Origin of the sequence: Mucilaginibacter sp. AK015 (genome assembly GCF_014200785.1) — a bacterium.
GTDB lineage: Bacteria > Bacteroidota > Bacteroidia > Sphingobacteriales > Sphingobacteriaceae > Mucilaginibacter.
The window spans coordinates 339,522-357,212 of sequence record NZ_JACHCV010000004.1; the positions used below are offsets into that span (position 1 = coordinate 339,522).

12 protein-coding genes are annotated in these 17,691 nt (G+C 44.3%); 9 read left to right on the forward strand and 3 right to left on the reverse strand.

Annotated features, from left to right (window positions below; translation table 11 throughout):
* Positions 1–30 precede the first annotated feature (30 nt).
* Positions 31–1,056: a DUF3078 domain-containing protein gene (locus HDC91_RS16440; RefSeq protein ID WP_162430004.1), complete on the forward strand. Its 1,026-nt coding sequence runs from the start codon at positions 31–33 to the stop codon at positions 1,054–1,056.
* Positions 1,057–1,068: 12 nt separating this feature from the next.
* On the opposite strand, the gene HDC91_RS16445 is transcribed toward HDC91_RS16440, so the two are convergent.
* Positions 1,069–3,525, reverse strand: coding sequence for a DUF5916 domain-containing protein (locus HDC91_RS16445; protein ID WP_183554017.1), 2,457 nt, complete (start codon positions 3,523–3,525; stop codon positions 1,069–1,071).
* Between the two features lie 155 nt (positions 3,526–3,680).
* Between HDC91_RS16445 and ffh the strand changes: the two genes are divergently transcribed.
* The 3 genes from ffh (at position 3,681) to HDC91_RS16460 (ending at position 6,949) form a co-directional block, all read left to right on the forward strand.
* Positions 3,681–5,009 carry a signal recognition particle protein gene (gene ffh, locus HDC91_RS16450; protein WP_162430006.1) on the forward strand — a complete coding sequence of 443 codons (1,329 nt, stop codon included), beginning with the start codon at positions 3,681–3,683 and terminating at the stop codon, positions 5,007–5,009.
* A gap of 239 nt (positions 5,010–5,248) precedes the next feature.
* Complete coding sequence (locus HDC91_RS16455) at positions 5,249–5,938, forward strand: hypothetical protein (protein ID WP_183554019.1); 690 nt, start codon at positions 5,249–5,251, stop codon at positions 5,936–5,938.
* A 75-nt stretch (positions 5,939–6,013) separates the two neighbouring features.
* Positions 6,014–6,949 carry a hypothetical protein gene (locus HDC91_RS16460; RefSeq protein WP_183554021.1) on the forward strand — a complete coding sequence of 312 codons (936 nt, stop codon included), beginning with the start codon at positions 6,014–6,016 and terminating at the stop codon, positions 6,947–6,949.
* 60 nt (positions 6,950–7,009) lie between these two features.
* On the opposite strand, the gene HDC91_RS16465 is transcribed toward HDC91_RS16460, so the two are convergent.
* Positions 7,010–8,539 (reverse strand): Do family serine endopeptidase, encoded by a 1,530-nt coding sequence (locus HDC91_RS16465; protein ID WP_183554023.1) that lies wholly within the window; start codon positions 8,537–8,539, stop codon positions 7,010–7,012.
* 170 nt (positions 8,540–8,709) lie between these two features.
* Between HDC91_RS16465 and dapF the strand changes: the two genes are divergently transcribed.
* Complete coding sequence (dapF, locus tag HDC91_RS16470) at positions 8,710–9,495, forward strand: diaminopimelate epimerase (RefSeq protein ID WP_183554025.1); 786 nt, start codon at positions 8,710–8,712, stop codon at positions 9,493–9,495.
* 172 nt (positions 9,496–9,667) lie between these two features.
* Positions 9,668–12,571, forward strand: coding sequence for a DEAD/DEAH box helicase (locus tag HDC91_RS16475; protein WP_183554027.1), 2,904 nt, complete (start codon positions 9,668–9,670; stop codon positions 12,569–12,571).
* Positions 12,572–12,787: 216 nt separating this feature from the next.
* On the opposite strand, the gene HDC91_RS16480 is transcribed toward HDC91_RS16475, so the two are convergent.
* Complete coding sequence (locus HDC91_RS16480; RefSeq protein ID WP_183554029.1) at positions 12,788–14,005, reverse strand: PQQ-dependent sugar dehydrogenase; 1,218 nt, start codon at positions 14,003–14,005, stop codon at positions 12,788–12,790.
* A gap of 270 nt (positions 14,006–14,275) precedes the next feature.
* Here HDC91_RS16480 and HDC91_RS16485 point away from each other — a divergent pair, with 270 nt between their 5' ends.
* The 3 genes from HDC91_RS16485 to HDC91_RS16495 all read left to right on the forward strand — a co-directional run bounded on the left by HDC91_RS16485 (position 14,276) and on the right by HDC91_RS16495 (position 17,691).
* Positions 14,276–15,250 (forward strand): lysylphosphatidylglycerol synthase domain-containing protein, encoded by a 975-nt coding sequence (locus HDC91_RS16485; protein ID WP_183554031.1) that lies wholly within the window; start codon positions 14,276–14,278, stop codon positions 15,248–15,250.
* Complete coding sequence (locus HDC91_RS16490) at positions 15,234–16,364, forward strand: glycosyltransferase (protein ID WP_183554033.1); 1,131 nt, start codon at positions 15,234–15,236, stop codon at positions 16,362–16,364. Before HDC91_RS16485 ends, HDC91_RS16490 begins: the two co-directional genes overlap by 17 nt.
* Before the next feature lie 88 nt (positions 16,365–16,452).
* The gene (locus HDC91_RS16495) at positions 16,453–17,691 is read left to right on the forward strand and encodes a PP2C family protein-serine/threonine phosphatase (RefSeq protein ID WP_183554035.1); all 1,239 of its coding nucleotides are present in this window, start codon (positions 16,453–16,455) and stop codon (positions 17,689–17,691) included.

Genomic DNA, 17,691 nt, shown 5'->3' on the forward strand with positions numbered 1-17,691 from the left:
AATAAGAGTTTTTTGCGTTTTATTTGTGGTATGTTGAAAACCAGTATCAGACTATTTTTCTTACTGTCGTTCACAATTACATTGTCGGCAAGCGCACAAATCACAGATACCGTAAAAAAAGACACGGTTAAAATAGACACCAATCTGCTTAACAGATACCGCATTCCTACTAAGAAGAATGTAATACCGGTACCGCCAACCCCCATAAAAATACAGCAGGAACTGATACCGGTAACCATGCTTGACTATAAAATAAGTTACTGGCGTAAGTTTATAACTTTTGGGTTAAACTTTAGTCAGGCGGCCTTTAGCGACAACTATGCGGCCGGTGGTGTAACAGCCGTTGCGCTAAGTTCGAATTTTATATACCGGGTTGAGTATAATAAAGCGCCGTTTAGCTACACCTCGGAGCTTAACCTGCTTTATGGCAAATCAAAAAATAAGGGGCAATCGTCGCGTAAAAGTAACGACCGTATATTTTTTGATAACAAGGTAGCCACGCAACTATCCAAACATTGGTTTTTCTTCGGATCCCTTAGTTTTGAATCGCAATTTGACAAAGGCTACCAATACAACGATGCTTCGGGGGCTGTGCTTGCCCAACCGCTTGTCATCTCGAACTTCATGTCGCCGGGATACTTAACCGAGTCGATAGGTTTCGAATATAAGCCCACAACTTATTTCGACCTGCGTTTTGGTACGGGTACCGCCCGCCAAACTTTTGTGCTTGACACCACCATTTATCACAACCAGCCGGCCAATTACGGGGTAACACCCGGCAAAACTATCCGCACCGATGTGGCGTTCCAGATGGTAGCTATTTTTGATAAGGACATTGCCAAAAATATGCATTTAAATACGCGTTATGATATGTTCATCCCCTACGGGCAATCACTCAGTTACGTGCGCCATCGTGTGGATGCAGTATTGGCTGCTAAGGTTAACCGCCTTATCAACGTATCAATTAACGGTACATTGCTTTTCGACAAAAACACGTCATCAACCATACAAGGCACCGAAGGCCTGGCGCTGGGTATATTATACAAATTCCCGTAATGCAGCCCGGGTTTAGATCTTATGATGTTTCCTGAAAGTCTGAAAATCGATATAGTAAAGCAGCTTTAACGAAAAGTTGTTGTTTTGCGGCTGTTCTACAGTATTTCTAAGGTTGCCAAAATATCCTTGCGTGGCCAGGTTTGTATTGCTGAACGTGGAGTTTTTCCAGGCCAGGCTCAGCTCGCTGCCGGGCGAAAACTGCCAAACGTATATCATATCCACATTCCAGATGTTGGCGTTTTGATCGATATCATGATCGAATTTTTCTGATGCCAGGTCGGTAAGGTACCCGTCTTGCCCAAGACCGAAAAACTTTTTATTGTTTACCTTGCTCCAATAGTGCCTTAAACGCAAATTCAGGCCCATAATGCTGCTAAATGTATATTTAAGGGTAAAAGTATTATCAACTGTGTGCACATCACGCAGGGCAAAAACATCGTTATTATTATCATCGAATGTTGCAAAGCCGGTATAATTTATCCGAGGGCTGATAGTAACATCTTCGCCGAACGAAAATTTATTGCTAAGGCGCACATTATAAAACACCTCCAGGTCATTGCCATGCCCGCCATGCCCGTTGGCCAGCCACTGGTCAGAATACCAGAACCCGCCGGATAAAACTTTAGCGCGGTTTGTGCTAAGGTTCCAGTTCAAAACAAAGTTTTCCGGGTTTTTAAATACCCTCCCCATAAAACGAGGCTCATAAAAGTCGTTACCCTCCACCCGGTAATGGGCGTTTATATTTACCTGCCAAAAGTTTTTAAAGCTGGCGTTACCACCAAAGTTTTGGTTAAAGTACTGGTAAGCTGTTGGCATTACCCGGTAAGAGGAGTAGGTGTTTGTCCAAACATTCCATTGCGTAAAAAGATGTTTGGGTTTATAATTGGCGTATTGCAGGTTTAAATTATGTTCGATATAGTTATTATTGTACATGATCCCGAGATCGTTCGAGTCGTACTTGCTGTCAACCCTGTCCTGCGACACATTCCAGGTAAAATTCCCAGATACTTTGCCAAAAACCACTTCGTAGTTGTACCCGGTTACGGTTTGCTCTCCTTTGTTAAATTTATTACTCATAAGGGCATAACCTGCCAGGTTGTAGGTGTTTTTCTTGTTATTCAGGTTCCAAACAAAGCCTCCTACATCGGCCGAATAATCTTTACCAAAACGGTTAACATTGGTGTTAATAAAGGTTACGGACGAATTGTTCTTTAGGTTTTGATCGAGAACGATAATATTAAAATTGGTAACCGGGCTGGTTTGCACCAACCGGCGGTTACCTGTAACCGAATCTTCTACGGTAGCATATGCGGTATTGGTAAGCCCGTTAAAAACCCCTATGCCCAACCCATTTGATAAACGGCCGGATAGCTTAACGGCATTGATCAGTTTGGTTTCGGTAGGGTTGCTGATCACTTGTTCCGTAGGCTGTAAATTATCATACGCTTTGTAATAATTAATAGGCTGCCCCCCAACTCTGCGCGAGTAAAAAAGATTCCCTTTGTTAAACAACTCTGTTCCTTCGGTAAAAAATGCACGGTTCTCGTTATACTTTACCTCAAAAGGGGTAAGGTTCAATATCTTATTATCAGATTGTACCTGCCCAAAGTCTGGTATCAGGGTAAGGTCAAGCGTGAAACTTTCGTTAATGCCGTATTTTACATCCATACCCCCGTTAAAACTGGCTTTGGTATTGGCAATACCCGGTGTATTATAGGGATAATGGTTTACATAAGTAGAAAAATAAGGATAAAAGGCCAGGCGAACAGGAGGCTCAATTTGTTTAATCCCGGTTAATATACCTTCCTGGTTTATCAACCCGTTCATTTTTGGGTCGAGCTCGTTCCACCAAAGCTGCTGCTGAACGTTTTGACGCCTCCGGATGATATTCATGCCCCAGGTTTGCACGTCCTTTTTAGAAAAGCGCAGGGCCGAGTAAGGGATACGCATCTCGCATGTCCAGCCCAGGCTGTCTATGTTTACCTTGCTCGTCCATACGGCGTTCCAGGTTTCATCTTCGGTATTGCCATTCGGGTTAGGGGCGTACTTGGCGTCAAACTGGCCGTTAGTTGAGGTCACAAAAAAACCCGATCCATTGATGCCATCCTTATAAGTGTCAAAAATAAGTCCTACAAAATCGGCATTTCCAACCTGGTCTCTTGTAGCAAACTCGCGCGCGATCTTAGACGGGTCCCGCTCATACATCCGGGCACCTACATAAATAGCGGCATTGTCATAAATAATTTTTACTTCCGTACGGTTTTCGGGCTTTTCGTGGTTGCCGGCATTAGGCTGCAACTCAACAAAATCAGTAGCTACGGGTACGTTTTGCCACACAGCGTCGTCAAGGGTTCCATCTATTTTCGGGGGCGTTTCTGTTTTTATAGCAACAAGGGTTTTCTTCTCTGTTTGCGAGAATGCGCCCAGCGTTACAGCGCTAAATAGTACAACGAGGAAAAAAACCTTCATTTTGGGTGGTTAATAGTTTTTATAAGATGCTGTAAAATGCACAAACGTTACATTTCTTTTTGTTAAATACTGGTTAATTATGGTTTTGTAATACTATTATTAAGGCAAATTGCTTCAAAATCATACCTTTGTATCCTCAAAAATTAGAATAAATAATGTTTGAAAATTTATCGGACAAGCTCGACAGGGCTTTTAAAGTATTAAAGGGACAAGGATCAATCACAGAAATAAACGTGGCCGAAACCATGAAGGAGATACGTAAAGCCCTTCTGGATGCCGACGTTAACTATAAAACCGCTAAGGCCTTTACTGACGATGTAAGGCAAAAGGCTTTGGGTTCAAACGTATTAACGTCCATTTCGCCCGGCCAGCTTTTAACCAAGCTGATGAACGACGAGCTTACCGAGCTGATGGGCGGCACAACTGCCGACCTGGACCTGAAAGCATCGCCCACCATCATCCTGATAGCGGGATTGAACGGTGCGGGTAAAACTACGTTTACCGGCAAACTGGCCAATTTCCTTAAAACACAAAAGGGCAAAAAACCGCTTTTGGTTGCCGATGATATTTACCGCCCGGCGGCAATTACCCAGCTACAGGTATTAGGAGAGCAAATAGGGATACCTGTTTACGCTAATTTGGAATCAAAGGACCCTATCGCCATTGCGCGCGAAGGTATTGCCCAGGCTAAGCAAAACGGCAATAACGTGGTAATTATTGATACCGCCGGACGCCTGTCTATAGACGAGGCCATGATGGTTGAGATAGAGCAGGTAAAAGCGGCGGTTAACCCTCACGAGATACTGTTCGTAGTTGACTCGATGACGGGGCAGGATGCTGTTAATACTGCTAAAGTTTTTAACGATCGCCTGGACTTTACAGGTGTGGTACTGACAAAGCTTGATGGTGATACACGTGGCGGTGCCGCACTTTCTATCAAATCGGTTGTTAATAAGCCGATAAAATTTATCGGTACAGGTGAAAAAATGGAAGCGCTGGACGTTTTTCACCCCGATCGTATGGCATCGCGTATTTTGGGCATGGGCGATGTGGTATCCCTGGTTGAACGCGCCCAACAACAGTTCGACGAGAAGGAAGCCGCTGAGCTGCAGCGTAAGATCCGTAAAAACAAATTCGACTTCAACGACTTTTACAGCCAGATACAGCAGATCAAGAAAATGGGCAACATGAAGGATCTGATGGGCATGATACCGGGCGTTGGTAAAATGATGAAGGACGTAGAGGTAAGTGATGATTCTTTCAAGGGCATCGAAGCCATTATTAACTCGATGACCCCTAAAGAAAAAGCTAACCCCGACATTATTAACCCCAGTCGCCGCACCCGTATTGCAAAAGGATCGGGAACAGATCTGCAGGAAGTGAACCGCCTGATGAAACAGTTTGACGATATGCGTAAAGTGATGAAACAAATGAGCAATCCGGCGGCTATGGCCAATATGATGCGACGGATGCCAAAGATGTAAGCCCCTTTATAAAGAGCATGTTAAGCCCCGGCAAATGCCGGGGCTTTTTTTATAGTAAATTGGCAATAGGATTAACTGATTTATACACAGGTAGATGTAGTTTTTTTAGTACAACAGCATTGACTTTAGTAGCTGGTACCTTATAAAAACAGCTTTTATACGCTTGGTACTACTTTTGCGAATGTTAGATAAATGCGGACCTTTTTTCCGCCGATTATTTAACTATAAAAAGTACAGACATGAAAAAGCTATTAAAACCAATTTTATTTGCATCAGCCTTGTTTGCAGTTAATTCTGCAATGGCACAAGTTAACGTTGGTGCTGCAACAGCAACTAAAATAGTAACACAGGCCACAACGCCAACTGTAAATGCTGCAGCGGTGGCGCAAAAAGCAGTTAATCAAACAACCGCCGTAACAAAACAAGTTCAGGCCGCAACCCAAAACGCTACAGCGCAAACCGTAGCAGCTGCACAAAAGGCCGCTGTTACCCCGGCTGCTACTACCGCCGTGGACGCTACCCTTAATACAACTGCAAAAACAGCCGCAAGTAATAATGCAGCAACAGTAAACGGTGCAGTAAATGCAACCGCCGCTGAAAAGGTGAATGTTAATGCCAACAAGGTTGTTGATAACACCGAAAATGCTGCTACAGCCGCAGCAGCAAATGCAAATGCTGCAAAAGAGAACGCATCGCTTCGCGCAAAAAGCGCAGCTACTACTACCGCTAACCGTGTAAAAAACACTAAAGTTAGTGTTAGCGGCAAAACAACTGTAAATGGTTCTGCCAAATCAGCGGTATCATCAAAAAATGTAAAAAGTGCTACCAATACCCATGCTACAACCAGCAATGCTGTTAAAGTAGGGAAAAAACAGGTTAAAATAAATGCATCAACTGCAACCAAAACCAGCGTTGCAGCCAGGCACTAATTTTTATTTAAGTATTCAAAGCAAAAGGCCTTAAACGGCCTTTTTGCTTATACGGGAAATTTTAAACGCTTTACTATGAAAAAACGTCAACTAATCTGCATTACCTTATTGATGGCTGCCGCTGTTGGCGCACATGCACAAGAGGTAAGCAAGGATACCGTTACCCCACAGGTTAAGTCTTTATTTTATAATGCAGGGTTGCAATACATCTCTAACCTTACTTATGCCGGCCGCAGGGACGAGTCGAGCGTGCCGCTGGTATTACCCACTTTTACGCTGATATCTAAGTACGGGCTGTTTGTGAGCGGTATTGGTTATTTTAATGCCGGCGGCGGCGGCTCCAACTCACCCGGATTTAGCATCACTCCGGGATATGTCTTTTCTTTCGATAAAAAGAAATATTACGGAGGCGCCGTATCTGTTACCAAGTATTTTATAAATGACGATAGCCCGAACATCCTGTCATCATTTAATACCACGATAGATGCGCAACTTAACTTTAATCCGTCTGATATTGTGAAGCTCACCCTGGGCGGCAGTTACCGGTTTGGCCGGAATAATAAGAATGATATTGTTAACACAGCGGAACTATCCAAAGAGATAGCGGTTGTTAAAACCGGCGCGCAAAAAACAAACGGATTGAAAGTAACACCAACATTTACGCTATACAGCGGTACGCAGCGTTTCACCGAAACCTATTACACCAACTCGGTGGTTCAACGCGCGGTAGATAACCCAACACCTACGTCACCTATCAATATCTTGTTTCCAAAGCAGCCAAAGCAAACCATTATTAACCAAACGGTAACAGAGGAACATCAACGGGAGGTTGAAGGTTATAATTTGCTTGCGGTTACGGGCTCTATGCCCATAGTTTATGCCATAAACAAATGGCAAATCAACTTTACGCCTTATTTTATCAAACCTGTTAAACAGGTTAATTATGTAAATGAAAATGCCCGGAATGGCATCTACTTTTTATTTACAACCGGTGTAAGCGTTACTTTTTAATGGAATGATGCAAAAAAAACCGGCTCTTTAGCCGGTTTTTTTTTGGAATTGAACTTATAATTATTGAACTGCAAAAACGTTGCTGAAGCTACCGCCATCAGGATAGTACCCCGTAATGATGAGCCTGCCATTTTTTAACGAAGTTATTACCTTGTCCATATCGGCAACGCTGTTTACCGGTTGCTTATTAATAGAGGTAATTACTGACCCCACCGGTATTTCGGTATCATCAAATATACCGCCCGGGCGTACCTGGGTAACCATCACACCAGAATTAACATGAAACTTGGCTTTCTGATCTGCATTTAACGGCTGGAAACTTGCCCCCAGTTTGTTAAAGAGCTCGGCTGCCGATTTATTTACAGATGCTGTGCGGTTGCTTATGGCAGATTCCGGCTTTAAGGTAACGCTGAAATTCTTTTCGCTGCCACCGCGCAATACGGTAAGGTTAATTTTATCGCCTGGCTGTAAGCGGGCTACGCGTTCCTGTAAATCAGATGATTCATAAACCGGGTTACCTTCAACCTTTGTAATTATATCGCCAGTTTTAAGACCTGCCTGTTCTGCACCTCCGCCGGTTAGCAAACTGCTTACGTATAAACCATTTGTTTTATCGCTGTTAACTTGCTTCGCTGCATCAGGGTCGCTAAGGTCGGCAAAGCTGATGCCGATATAGCCACGTTTAACAGCGCCGTATTTCTTTATATCATTAAGAACTTTTTTTGCAAGGTTAATAGGGATAGCAAAACCATAACCCTCATAGCTGCCTGTATGGGAAGCGATTGCCGCATTGATACCGATCAGTTCGCCGGCGGTATTAACCAATGCGCCGCCACTGTTTCCAGGGTTAATAGCCGCGTCGGTTTGGATGAACGATTCGATGCCCTTCCTAAGCGTAGGGTTTTCGTTTTGCCTAACCGGGAATGGGCTTTCGTCTTCATCGCGGCCAATAATATTAATGCTTCTTCCTTTGGCGCTCACAATACCCGCGGTTACAGTTGAATTAAGCCTAAATGGATTACCTACAGCCAATACCCATTCGCCAACGCGAACAGCGTCGGAGTTACCAAGCTTCACAATCGGCAGGTTGGTTGCATTAATTTTTATAAGGGCGAGGTCTGTATTAGGGTCGGTACCTATTACTTTAGCCTCAAAGTTACGGTGATCATTAGTAACGATCTGGATTTTTTCGGCTCTGGCCACCACGTGGTTATTCGTTACGATATAGCCATCGGGAGAGATGATAACACCCGAACCTGATGCCATTTGCGGACCCTGCGGGCGCATACGCTGCCCAAACAGTTGCCCAAACATTTGCTCCATCTGGTCCTGCTGGTCGTTACTTCTGTCAGCAAAGGTTGTGCGGATATATACCACCGCAGGCGTTACATCGGCCGCTGCCTGGGTAAAATCTACCGAACCGGCAGATGAAGTAACCGGAGCGTTGGCCCTGTTGCTGGCAAAATAAACTTTCTGTTTATCCTCCAAACTCATATTATCGGCGTACTTTTTTTCGGCAAATTTATATACGCCTAACGCCATAGCACCGCCTGCAAAGGCGGTTAATAATGTTAAACCAATTTTTTTCATATTTTTATCCACTTTCTGTTTTACTTTATATATCGAAATTCAAATTTAATACCATATAGACGATATAATCAATAATAAGGTATAAGTAATAATGTTAAAAAGTGTTAAATAGCCACCGGGGAGGCGGTATATTTGCACTATTATTTAACGGATAAATATAACAAAGTGTTGTGCAGATAAACTTTTATAAATACCAGGGAGCGGGAAACGACTTTGTTTTGATCGACAATCGTGATTTATCAGTAAAATTCACTGATATTCAGCAGGTTGCAAGGCTTTGCGACAGGCGTTTCGGCATAGGTGCAGATGGGCTGATGCTATTGGAGAACGAACCCGGATTCGACTTCAAAATGGTATACTACAATGCCGACGGAAAGGAAGGAAGTATGTGTGGTAACGGCGGCCGTTGTATTGTAGCTTTTGCCAAACATCTGGGCATAATAACTGATATGACAAAATTTCTCGCGAGCGACGGAGCGCATCATGCCAAAATTTCAGAAGCGGGTGATTGGGTTAGTTTGCAAATGATAGACGTATCCATTATCAACGAGGATGGTGAGGCTTATGTGCTTAACACCGGATCGCCACATTATGTTAAATTAACAACCGGGCTGCAAGCCAAAGATGTTTATAATGAAGGTTACGCCATCCGCAACAATTCAACGTATAAGCAAGAGGGGATCAACGTAAACTTTGTTGAAAAAAGTGGCGATGGATATTTTGTACGCACATTTGAACGGGGCGTTGAAAACGAAACATATGCCTGCGGCACAGGTGTTACTGCAGTTGCGCTGGCAATGGCTAAGCACCATCATCAAACCGGTAGCATAAATACCCCCGTTAAAGTATTAGGCGGCGATCTTAATATCCGCTTTGATCATGACGGCGAAAAATTTAGCAATATATTTTTAGAAGGACCTACAGAACTGGTTTTTGAGGGCCGGATAGCCCTTTAAGTATTTCCAGGCTTACTGCTAATTGCCGGAGAAGAAACATCGCTTATTTAGCCACTGGTTATTATTCACTATAAAAAATGATACCCGAAAATTTTCGGGTATCATTTTTTTACATTACGTTTGAATTTTTTCTCAGTGTAGCTTTCTTTAATTTTTTACCTGAAGAAAGTTCATGTTACGCGTAGATAGCAGTAAACCTTGCCAAATTATTTATGCCATTGCCAGGCACGATTTCCTGTCGTACGTAATAGAGCCGCACATCGTGCAGTTAAACCCCAACGGCGAGTTTTCGTTTACCCATCAACGCCTGTTCAGTAATACCGCCGAAGAGTTTATGCACTGTATTGACGATACCGACCGCAAGCTTATAAAGATACTGGAGGATATAGAACAGGGTAACATTATTAAAAAGTTCTATAAAAAGCCTATCCGTCCGTTCGAGTTTTTTGCCAAAATATTTAACGACCAGCTTTTTGATACTATTCGCCCCAAGATCGAAAAAAAATTAGTAGAAGCGCTTGCGTTGCTTGGCATCAGTAAAAAACCGATCTACTTGATGAGTAAGGAAGGGTACCCGGCCGGGCGTAAGCTTCATATCGCTGATGAACCCGCCTCTGTGCTTTTTCATTTCAGGAGAGGGGATGACGAGATCAGGTACTTCCCGACCATTAAGTACCAGGGTATGCGTATAGAGTTTATGTTTAAGGATGCCGAGGTGATTTGCAACCACCCGGCCTGGATGCTGCTGGATGATACCTTGTATTATTTTGATAAAGAGATAGAGGGCAAAAAGCTACAGCCTTTTCTTAACAAGCGCTATATATCCATACCAAAGTCATCGGAGCAATCGTACTTCGAAAAATTTGTTGGCCCGCTGATAGAGAAGCATAACGTTTACGCCGAAGGTTTTACTATCAATACCGAAAAGTACGAGGCAACAGCCTTTTTAAAGCCTATTTATGTTGAGGGCGGCACGTCGCAGCTGCAATTATATTTTAAGTACGCCGGGTATATCTTTCCGTACGGCGATGGCCGACATGTATCGGTAAGGATGGAGAAAACTGGCGATGATTACCTTTTTCATCGCATTAAGCGCTCTGTTGCGTGGGAGAAAGGGAAGCTACAGCAGTTAGAAGTTATGGGGCTGAAAACGGTATCGTCACTGTTTCAAAACCTGGAAGTAGCTGCGCATAATAATGATGAGGGCGACCGCTCTTTCCCAATTTTTGAATGGCTTAACCAACACCACGACGAGCTGGTAGAGCAAGGCTTTGAGCTGGAGCAGCCCGACGGACAAAAGCGGTATGTGTTTGGGAACACCAAAATTGACCTTGAAATAAGCGAGAACAACGATTGGTTTGACATTAACGCGGTAGTGTATTTCGGCCAATACCGTATCCCGTTCATCCAGTTAAAAAACCATATCCTTAATCATAAAAAGGAATTTGTATTGCCCTCCGGTGAGATTGCCGTAATTCCGGAAAGCTGGTTCTCGCAATACGGCAACCTGTTGCATTTTGCCGAGGGTGGCGACCATTTAAAACTGCGCAGGCACCACCTTGGCCTGGTTAACGATTTGGCGGGCGGTGAGATGGCCGAAGTGGCTATGAACCGCAAACTGCAAAAGCTCGCTGGATTTGAGGAAACGGAAGATGTTGCCATGCCCGTAAATTTTGCCGGCAGCCTGCGTCCTTACCAAAAAGCGGGATATAACTGGTTCCACTTTTTAAAGGAGTATCACTTTGGGGGCTGCCTGGCTGACGATATGGGTTTGGGGAAAACCATACAAACCCTTGCCTTGCTTCAAAAACATAAAGAAGACTCGGAGGCAGCGGGCAGCAAAGCCACATCACTGGTAATTATGCCTACCTCCCTAATTTACAACTGGCTGAACGAGGCACGTAAATTTGCGCCGCAATTGAGGTTGATGGTGCATACCGGGGCGTTCCGCTACAAATCGGCGGAGGTGTTTGCCAATTACGATGTGGTGATAACCACCTATGGCATCAGCCGGATAGATATCGAGATGTTTAAGGCTTACTTTTTTGACTATGTAATATTGGATGAAAGCCAGAATATTAAAAACCCATCATCAAAATCTTTCCAATCTGTCAGGCAGTTAAAATCGCGTTTCAAACTGATATTGAGCGGTACCCCGGTAGAAAACTCGGTTAATGACCTGTGGACACAAATGTCGTTCATCAACCCCGGGTTGTTAGGGGCGCAACAGTTTTTCCAGAACGAGTTTGTAACACCTATAGAAAAAAAGAAGGACGAGGATAAAGCCCGTAAGCTGCAGGCCATTATTAAGCCGTTTGTACTGAGGCGCACCAAAGAACAGGTTGCAACAGAACTCCCTCCAAAAACCGAGAACCTTTTTTATTGCAAGATGAGCGAAGAACAGGCCGAGGTGTACGACAAAGTAAAATCCGAATATCGCAACGAACTGCTGCGCAGTATTGAGGACGGCACCTACGCTAAAACACAGATACAGGTATTGCAGGGGCTTATAAAACTGCGCCAGATAGCAAACCACCCATGTATGATAGACGCTGAATACGAGGGCGACAGCGGCAAATTCGAAAATGTTGTACACACACTTGCCAACGTACTTGACGGCGGACACAAAGTGCTTATTTTTTCGCAGTTTGTAAAACAGCTTAGCATCTACCGCAATTATTTTGACAGGGAAGATATTTCCTATGTTTACCTTGACGGCAGTACGCAAAACCGCGGCGATGTGGTTAAGCAATTTCAGGAGGACGCCAAAACAAGGGTCTTCCTGATATCAATAAAGGCGGGCGGCGTAGGGCTGAACTTAACGGAGGCTGATTACGTTTTCATCCTCGACCCATGGTGGAACCCCGCGGTTGAGCAGCAGGCCATTGACCGCACGCACCGCATCGGCCAAACCAAAAATGTGTTCATTTATAAATTCATCACCAAAGATACGGTGGAAGAGAAGATACTGGCTTTGCAGCAGCGCAAGCTAAGCGTAGCCCGCGCCCTCATCACTACCGAAGACAGCTTTATTAAATCGCTTACCGCCGAGGATATTAAGGAGATCCTGGGATAGCGCGGTCCGGCCAATCTGAAGCTTAACTCCCTGCAAAGTGTTCACGTTCGGCGCACGTGAACACCGTGAACAAACGTGAACGCCTCATAATCAGCTGGTTAAAAAAATGCATGGTGACACCATTCTGTCACCACTGCGTGTTTAAATAATTAAAACTATTTAGTGGTTTACCGGCCATATTTCAACCAAAACGTGATGAAACATCAGCCGTTTTGGTTATTTCTTAGCTATTCTGTACAGTTTCCCGCTATCAGTTAATCCGTAAAGGGCACCATCCTTACCGGTTACAAGAGCGCGCCAGCGTTCATTTCTATCGCGCAGCAGGCGTTCTTCGCCAACAACTTTGTTGTTTTTTATCACCAGCCTGGCAATGTGCGAACCGCTTAACCCCCCTACAAACAAGTTATTCTTCCACTCGGCAATATTGCCTGTATAAAAGGTAATGCCCCCGGGCGATATGGTAGGGTCCCAGTAGTAAATTGGCTGGGTTACACCCTCTTTTTGCTGTATGCCGTCGCCAACCTTTTCGCCGCTGTACTCAATCCCGTAAGTAACTACCGGCCAGCCAAAATTGCGCCCGGGTTTGATAATGTTGATCTCGTCGCCGCCGCGTGGGCCAAACTCAGCCTCCCAAAGTTCGCCGGTTACCGGGTTCCATGCCAATCCATCCGGGTTGCGTATACCATACGCGTACACCTCGGGCAGCGCGTTAGCTTTACCGGCAAACGGCCCGCCCGGCACAGCCTTGCCCGCCTTTGTGATGTGGATGATCTTGCCGATGGCCGCGCTAAGATCCTGCGCCTTCATGCGGATATCGTTGCCGCTTCGCTCACCCGTGCTTATAAACAGGTTGCCTTGTTTGTCAAATACTATACGCGCGCCGTATTGCAGGGTGCCCTTATACGCAGGGGTTGCCCGGTATATCACGGTTACACCTTCAAGCCCGGTTTCATCTGCCGATAATTTACCTTTGGCGATGGCCAGCAGCGATCCGCCCTCGGCCTGCTCTGCAAATGCCCAATAGATCATGTGGTTTTTTGCAAAGTCGGGGTCAATAGTAACATCCAATAACCCGCCCTGTCCGCGAAAAAGCACCGCCGGGAAACCGGTGATCTGTTTGTCAAATTCGCCGCTGGCTTTTAATATACGCATCGAGCCTGCTTTTTCTGTTACAAGGAAACGCCCGTCAGGCAGTACATGTATGCCCCATGGGTTTTTAAGGCTGCTGTTTATAACGGTGATTGTAACCGGTGTTTTGGTTTTTACACCGCCAATGCGGGTTTGCCCTTTAAACGCTGGTTTGTAATTGGTGTTGGGGCTTTGCGTTTCCACCGCCGGCAGGGTGTCCCGCTGCGCGGGTTCGGCCGCGTTACAGGCGGTGGCAGCTATAGCAATACCTATGGCCAGTAACAAGATGTTTTTAGGTGTTATCATGATGATGTATTTGAGTTTAGAAATATCGTAGTTTTAGAAGCAAACAAGTTGTATTGTAACATACAAAATATTTATTGGGCACGGTTATACAAATATAGAGCCTTTTCTGTCCTAAAACTTTCTTTATCAAACAAAAGCACAGCAATATTGTAATTAGCTTAATCAAACAAAACAGCTATCACATTTGTGGGCAACACTAAAATATACGCAGAAAGCCTTATTGCTCCCGGCTTTTAACTTGCTTTTTGTAACATTGCACAAATTTTAAGATTGACAGCCGCGGCCAAAAAAATATTCTCGTACCTTCTTAAAGCAGGCATCCTTGTTTTAGCCTTTCTTTTTATATACAATAAGTTTTTAACCAAGAACGATAGCCTTAAACAGTTTGAAGCACTAACTGCTGTTATTAGCCGCAATCAGGTGATATTTACCCTGTCGGCTGTTGTTTTGCTGATGATTTTGAACTGGTTTTTAGAAAGCCTTAAATGGCAATACCTGGCTAAAAAGCTTACCAATATATCTGTGTGGGTTGCTATTGAGGCTGTTTTTTGCGGCCTCACCTGGGCCGTTTTTACGCCAAACCGCATTGGCGAGTACGGCGGGCGCGTAATGTTTTTGCCAAACCGTAAAAGGGTGCATGGCGTTTTCGCTATGGCGGTGGGTGCTTTTGCTCAAAACGTGATCACCAATACGGTTGGCATACTGGCTTCGTTATGGTTTATTTATTATTTCCTTAACTTAAACTTTTGGCTGTACCTGGGCATAACGGCACTGTCACTGGCTTTTTTAGGGTTATTGCTGGTATTCTATTTAAATATAAAATGGCTGGTGGCCCTGCTTGACCGTATCAGGTTCCTAAAAAAGTATCACCGGTTTTTTGAGATCATGGGCCGTTATAACAGGGATGAGTTACTTGTTGTTATTGGTTATAGCCTTGCCCGGTTTTTTGTGTTCTCGTTTCAGTATTATCTCGTAATAGATCTTCTACTGCCCGATATCGCCTTTTTCAGCATGATGATGACAGTGTTTGTTTTTATCTTTATCCAGTCGGCCCTGCCATCGCTCGATCTTTTAGACATTGGTGTACGCAGTGTTACGGCGATGCATTTATTTTTATATGTAACCAACCAGCAAATAGCTATAATTGCAGCGGTATCATCCATCTGGCTGGTCAACCTTATTATCCCTGCCATTATCGGTTCAGTATTTGTTTTTAAACTTAAGTTTTTTGATCGCACTGCATAGTACCATTTCGTTATTGCTAACAGGCTTATATCTGCTGGTGGTTGCCTATTTAATAAAAGGTTGGGCAGCGTTAAAGCCCCCGGGCATTGGCGCAGCGCCATCAATCACAAAAGTAACCGTGTTGATAGCCGCCCGAAATGAGGCCGGACGCATACGCTACACCATTGATGATATCTTAGCGCAGGATTATCCCAAACACCTGACAGAAATAATAATTGTAGACGACCACTCTACTGACGATACTGCCGCCATTATAAGTAGCTACGCGGTACACGGCGTAAAGCTTTTGCAACTAAACGAAGATAAGCCGTTAAACTCATATAAAAAGAAAGCCATTGCCGAGGCTATTAATTTATCAACCGGCGAGCTAATGGTTTGTACCGATGCAGACTGCCGCATGGGAAGCGGGTGGCTTTCGTCAATTGTGGGTTATTATGAAACGCACGGCCCGGTAATGATATCATCGCCGGTTACCTATTTTGAGGAACGATCGTTATTTGAGCGGCTGCAAACGCTTGAATTCTCGTACCTGATAGGTATTGGTGCAGCCTTTATTGGCAATGGCAGGGCTTCAACCTGTAACGGGGCAAATTTTGCTTATCGTAAAGATGTTTTTTATGAGGTGGGAGGGTTTAAGGGGATAGATGACCTGGCATCGGGCGATGACGAGCTGCTGCTGCAAAAAGTTGCCGAGATTTACCCGCATAAAATAGGCTTTTTTAAAAACCGGGACGCGGTAGTATTTACCCACGCCAAGCATACCCTGCAGGAGTTTTTGCAACAGCGCAGGCGCTGGGCGTCAAAATCTACCCGGTATAAAGATAAAAAGGTAGTGGCGCTTGCGGTTTGTATATGGCTGTTTAATCTTTCGCTGTTGGTAAACGCAGGGTTGGGTTTTTATAATATTTTTTATCTTAAACTTTTTCTGGTTCAGTTTCTGTTAAAGTATCTGATAGAAGTGGCCTTTTTATTACCTATAACCACCTTTTTTAAGCGCGCAAATTTGGTAGGCCTGTTAATAGTGCTTGCTCCTATACATATTATTTACTTTGTGTATGTTGGTTTGATAGGGAATACCCGCAAATATGCGTGGAAGGGCCGTATTGTGAGGTAAGTAAGCTATAAATACTGTCCGCTAAAAAAAGAGCAGTTCGCTGACGTTAAAAAAGAATATTTAGTTACTTTAGGCTACCTAAATATAAATGCAAAATAACAACGATAGTTCTGGTGAAGATGAATTAATCAGGCTGTTACTTAAAAGGCAGTCGGAGTTAAACTCGTTATTGGAAGTTACAAGGGCTATCAATAAAAACACTCCAACCCCCACATTGATACAAATGCTGGAGGTGATCCTAAAAAATTATTTACAGGTTGGTAAATTCCGTTTCCTGATCGAAAAGGATGGCGCATATAACTGTATCTCGAAATACGGCGGGGATATGGAAACAGCGGCCACACTCAATCAAACATGGTCGCACTTAAACAAATTACGATCGCCGGCTGATCTTACAGGCCATGCCGACGACACGCTTAGCCGTTACAATTATTTTATACCCATCTACCATAAAAACAAGGCCCTTGCATTCGCGCTCATCGGCGACTTCAACACCTCGGGCGACATGCTAAACAACGACCTGAATTTTATTCAGACGCTGATAAATGTTATAGTAGTGGCTTTAGAGAACAAAAAACTTTTCCGGGAGCGGTTACAGGCCGAGCGGTTTCAGCGGGAAATGGAACTGGCCGTTGAAGTGCAGAACATGCTGATCCCGCTAAGGGAACACAAGGAAGAGGGGGTGGAGATCGGGGCCAAATACCTGCCGCATCAGGATATCGGAGGTGATTATTTCGATTTCTTCCGGCTGAACGAAAACGAGTTTTTATGGTGCATAGCTGATGTATCGGGCAAAGGGATCTCTGCAGCGTTGCTGATGGCAAACTTCCAGGCCAGCCTGCACGGTTTAGCCGCCATAGAAGACGAGCTAACGACCGTTGTGGAGCGACTTAATAAAATTGTGATAGATAATACCAAAGGGGAGCGTTTTATTACCTTGTTTTTGGCCAAGTACAACGAAAAAACCCGGAAGCTTAATTATATAAACGCCGGACACAACCCCAGTATACTCTATTCTGAAGGGGAGGCTGTGCCGCTTAAACTTGGCACAACCATGATTGGCGCCTTTGAAGAATTGCCTTTTTTAAACGAGGGAGAAATAGATGTAGAACCAGGAAGCCTGATAGTTAATTACACAGACGGCTTAATGGATTACGATGCGCAAAATATCAAAGCATGGGACGAGGATAAGTTGCTGGAATTTGTGGCCCATAATGGTGAACAAAGTCCTGACGGCTTTAACGAGGCGCTGATGAACTACATTAACCAGGTGGTTAAAGGCAAACCCATTGACGATATAACCCTGCTTACGTTGAGGATATCATAG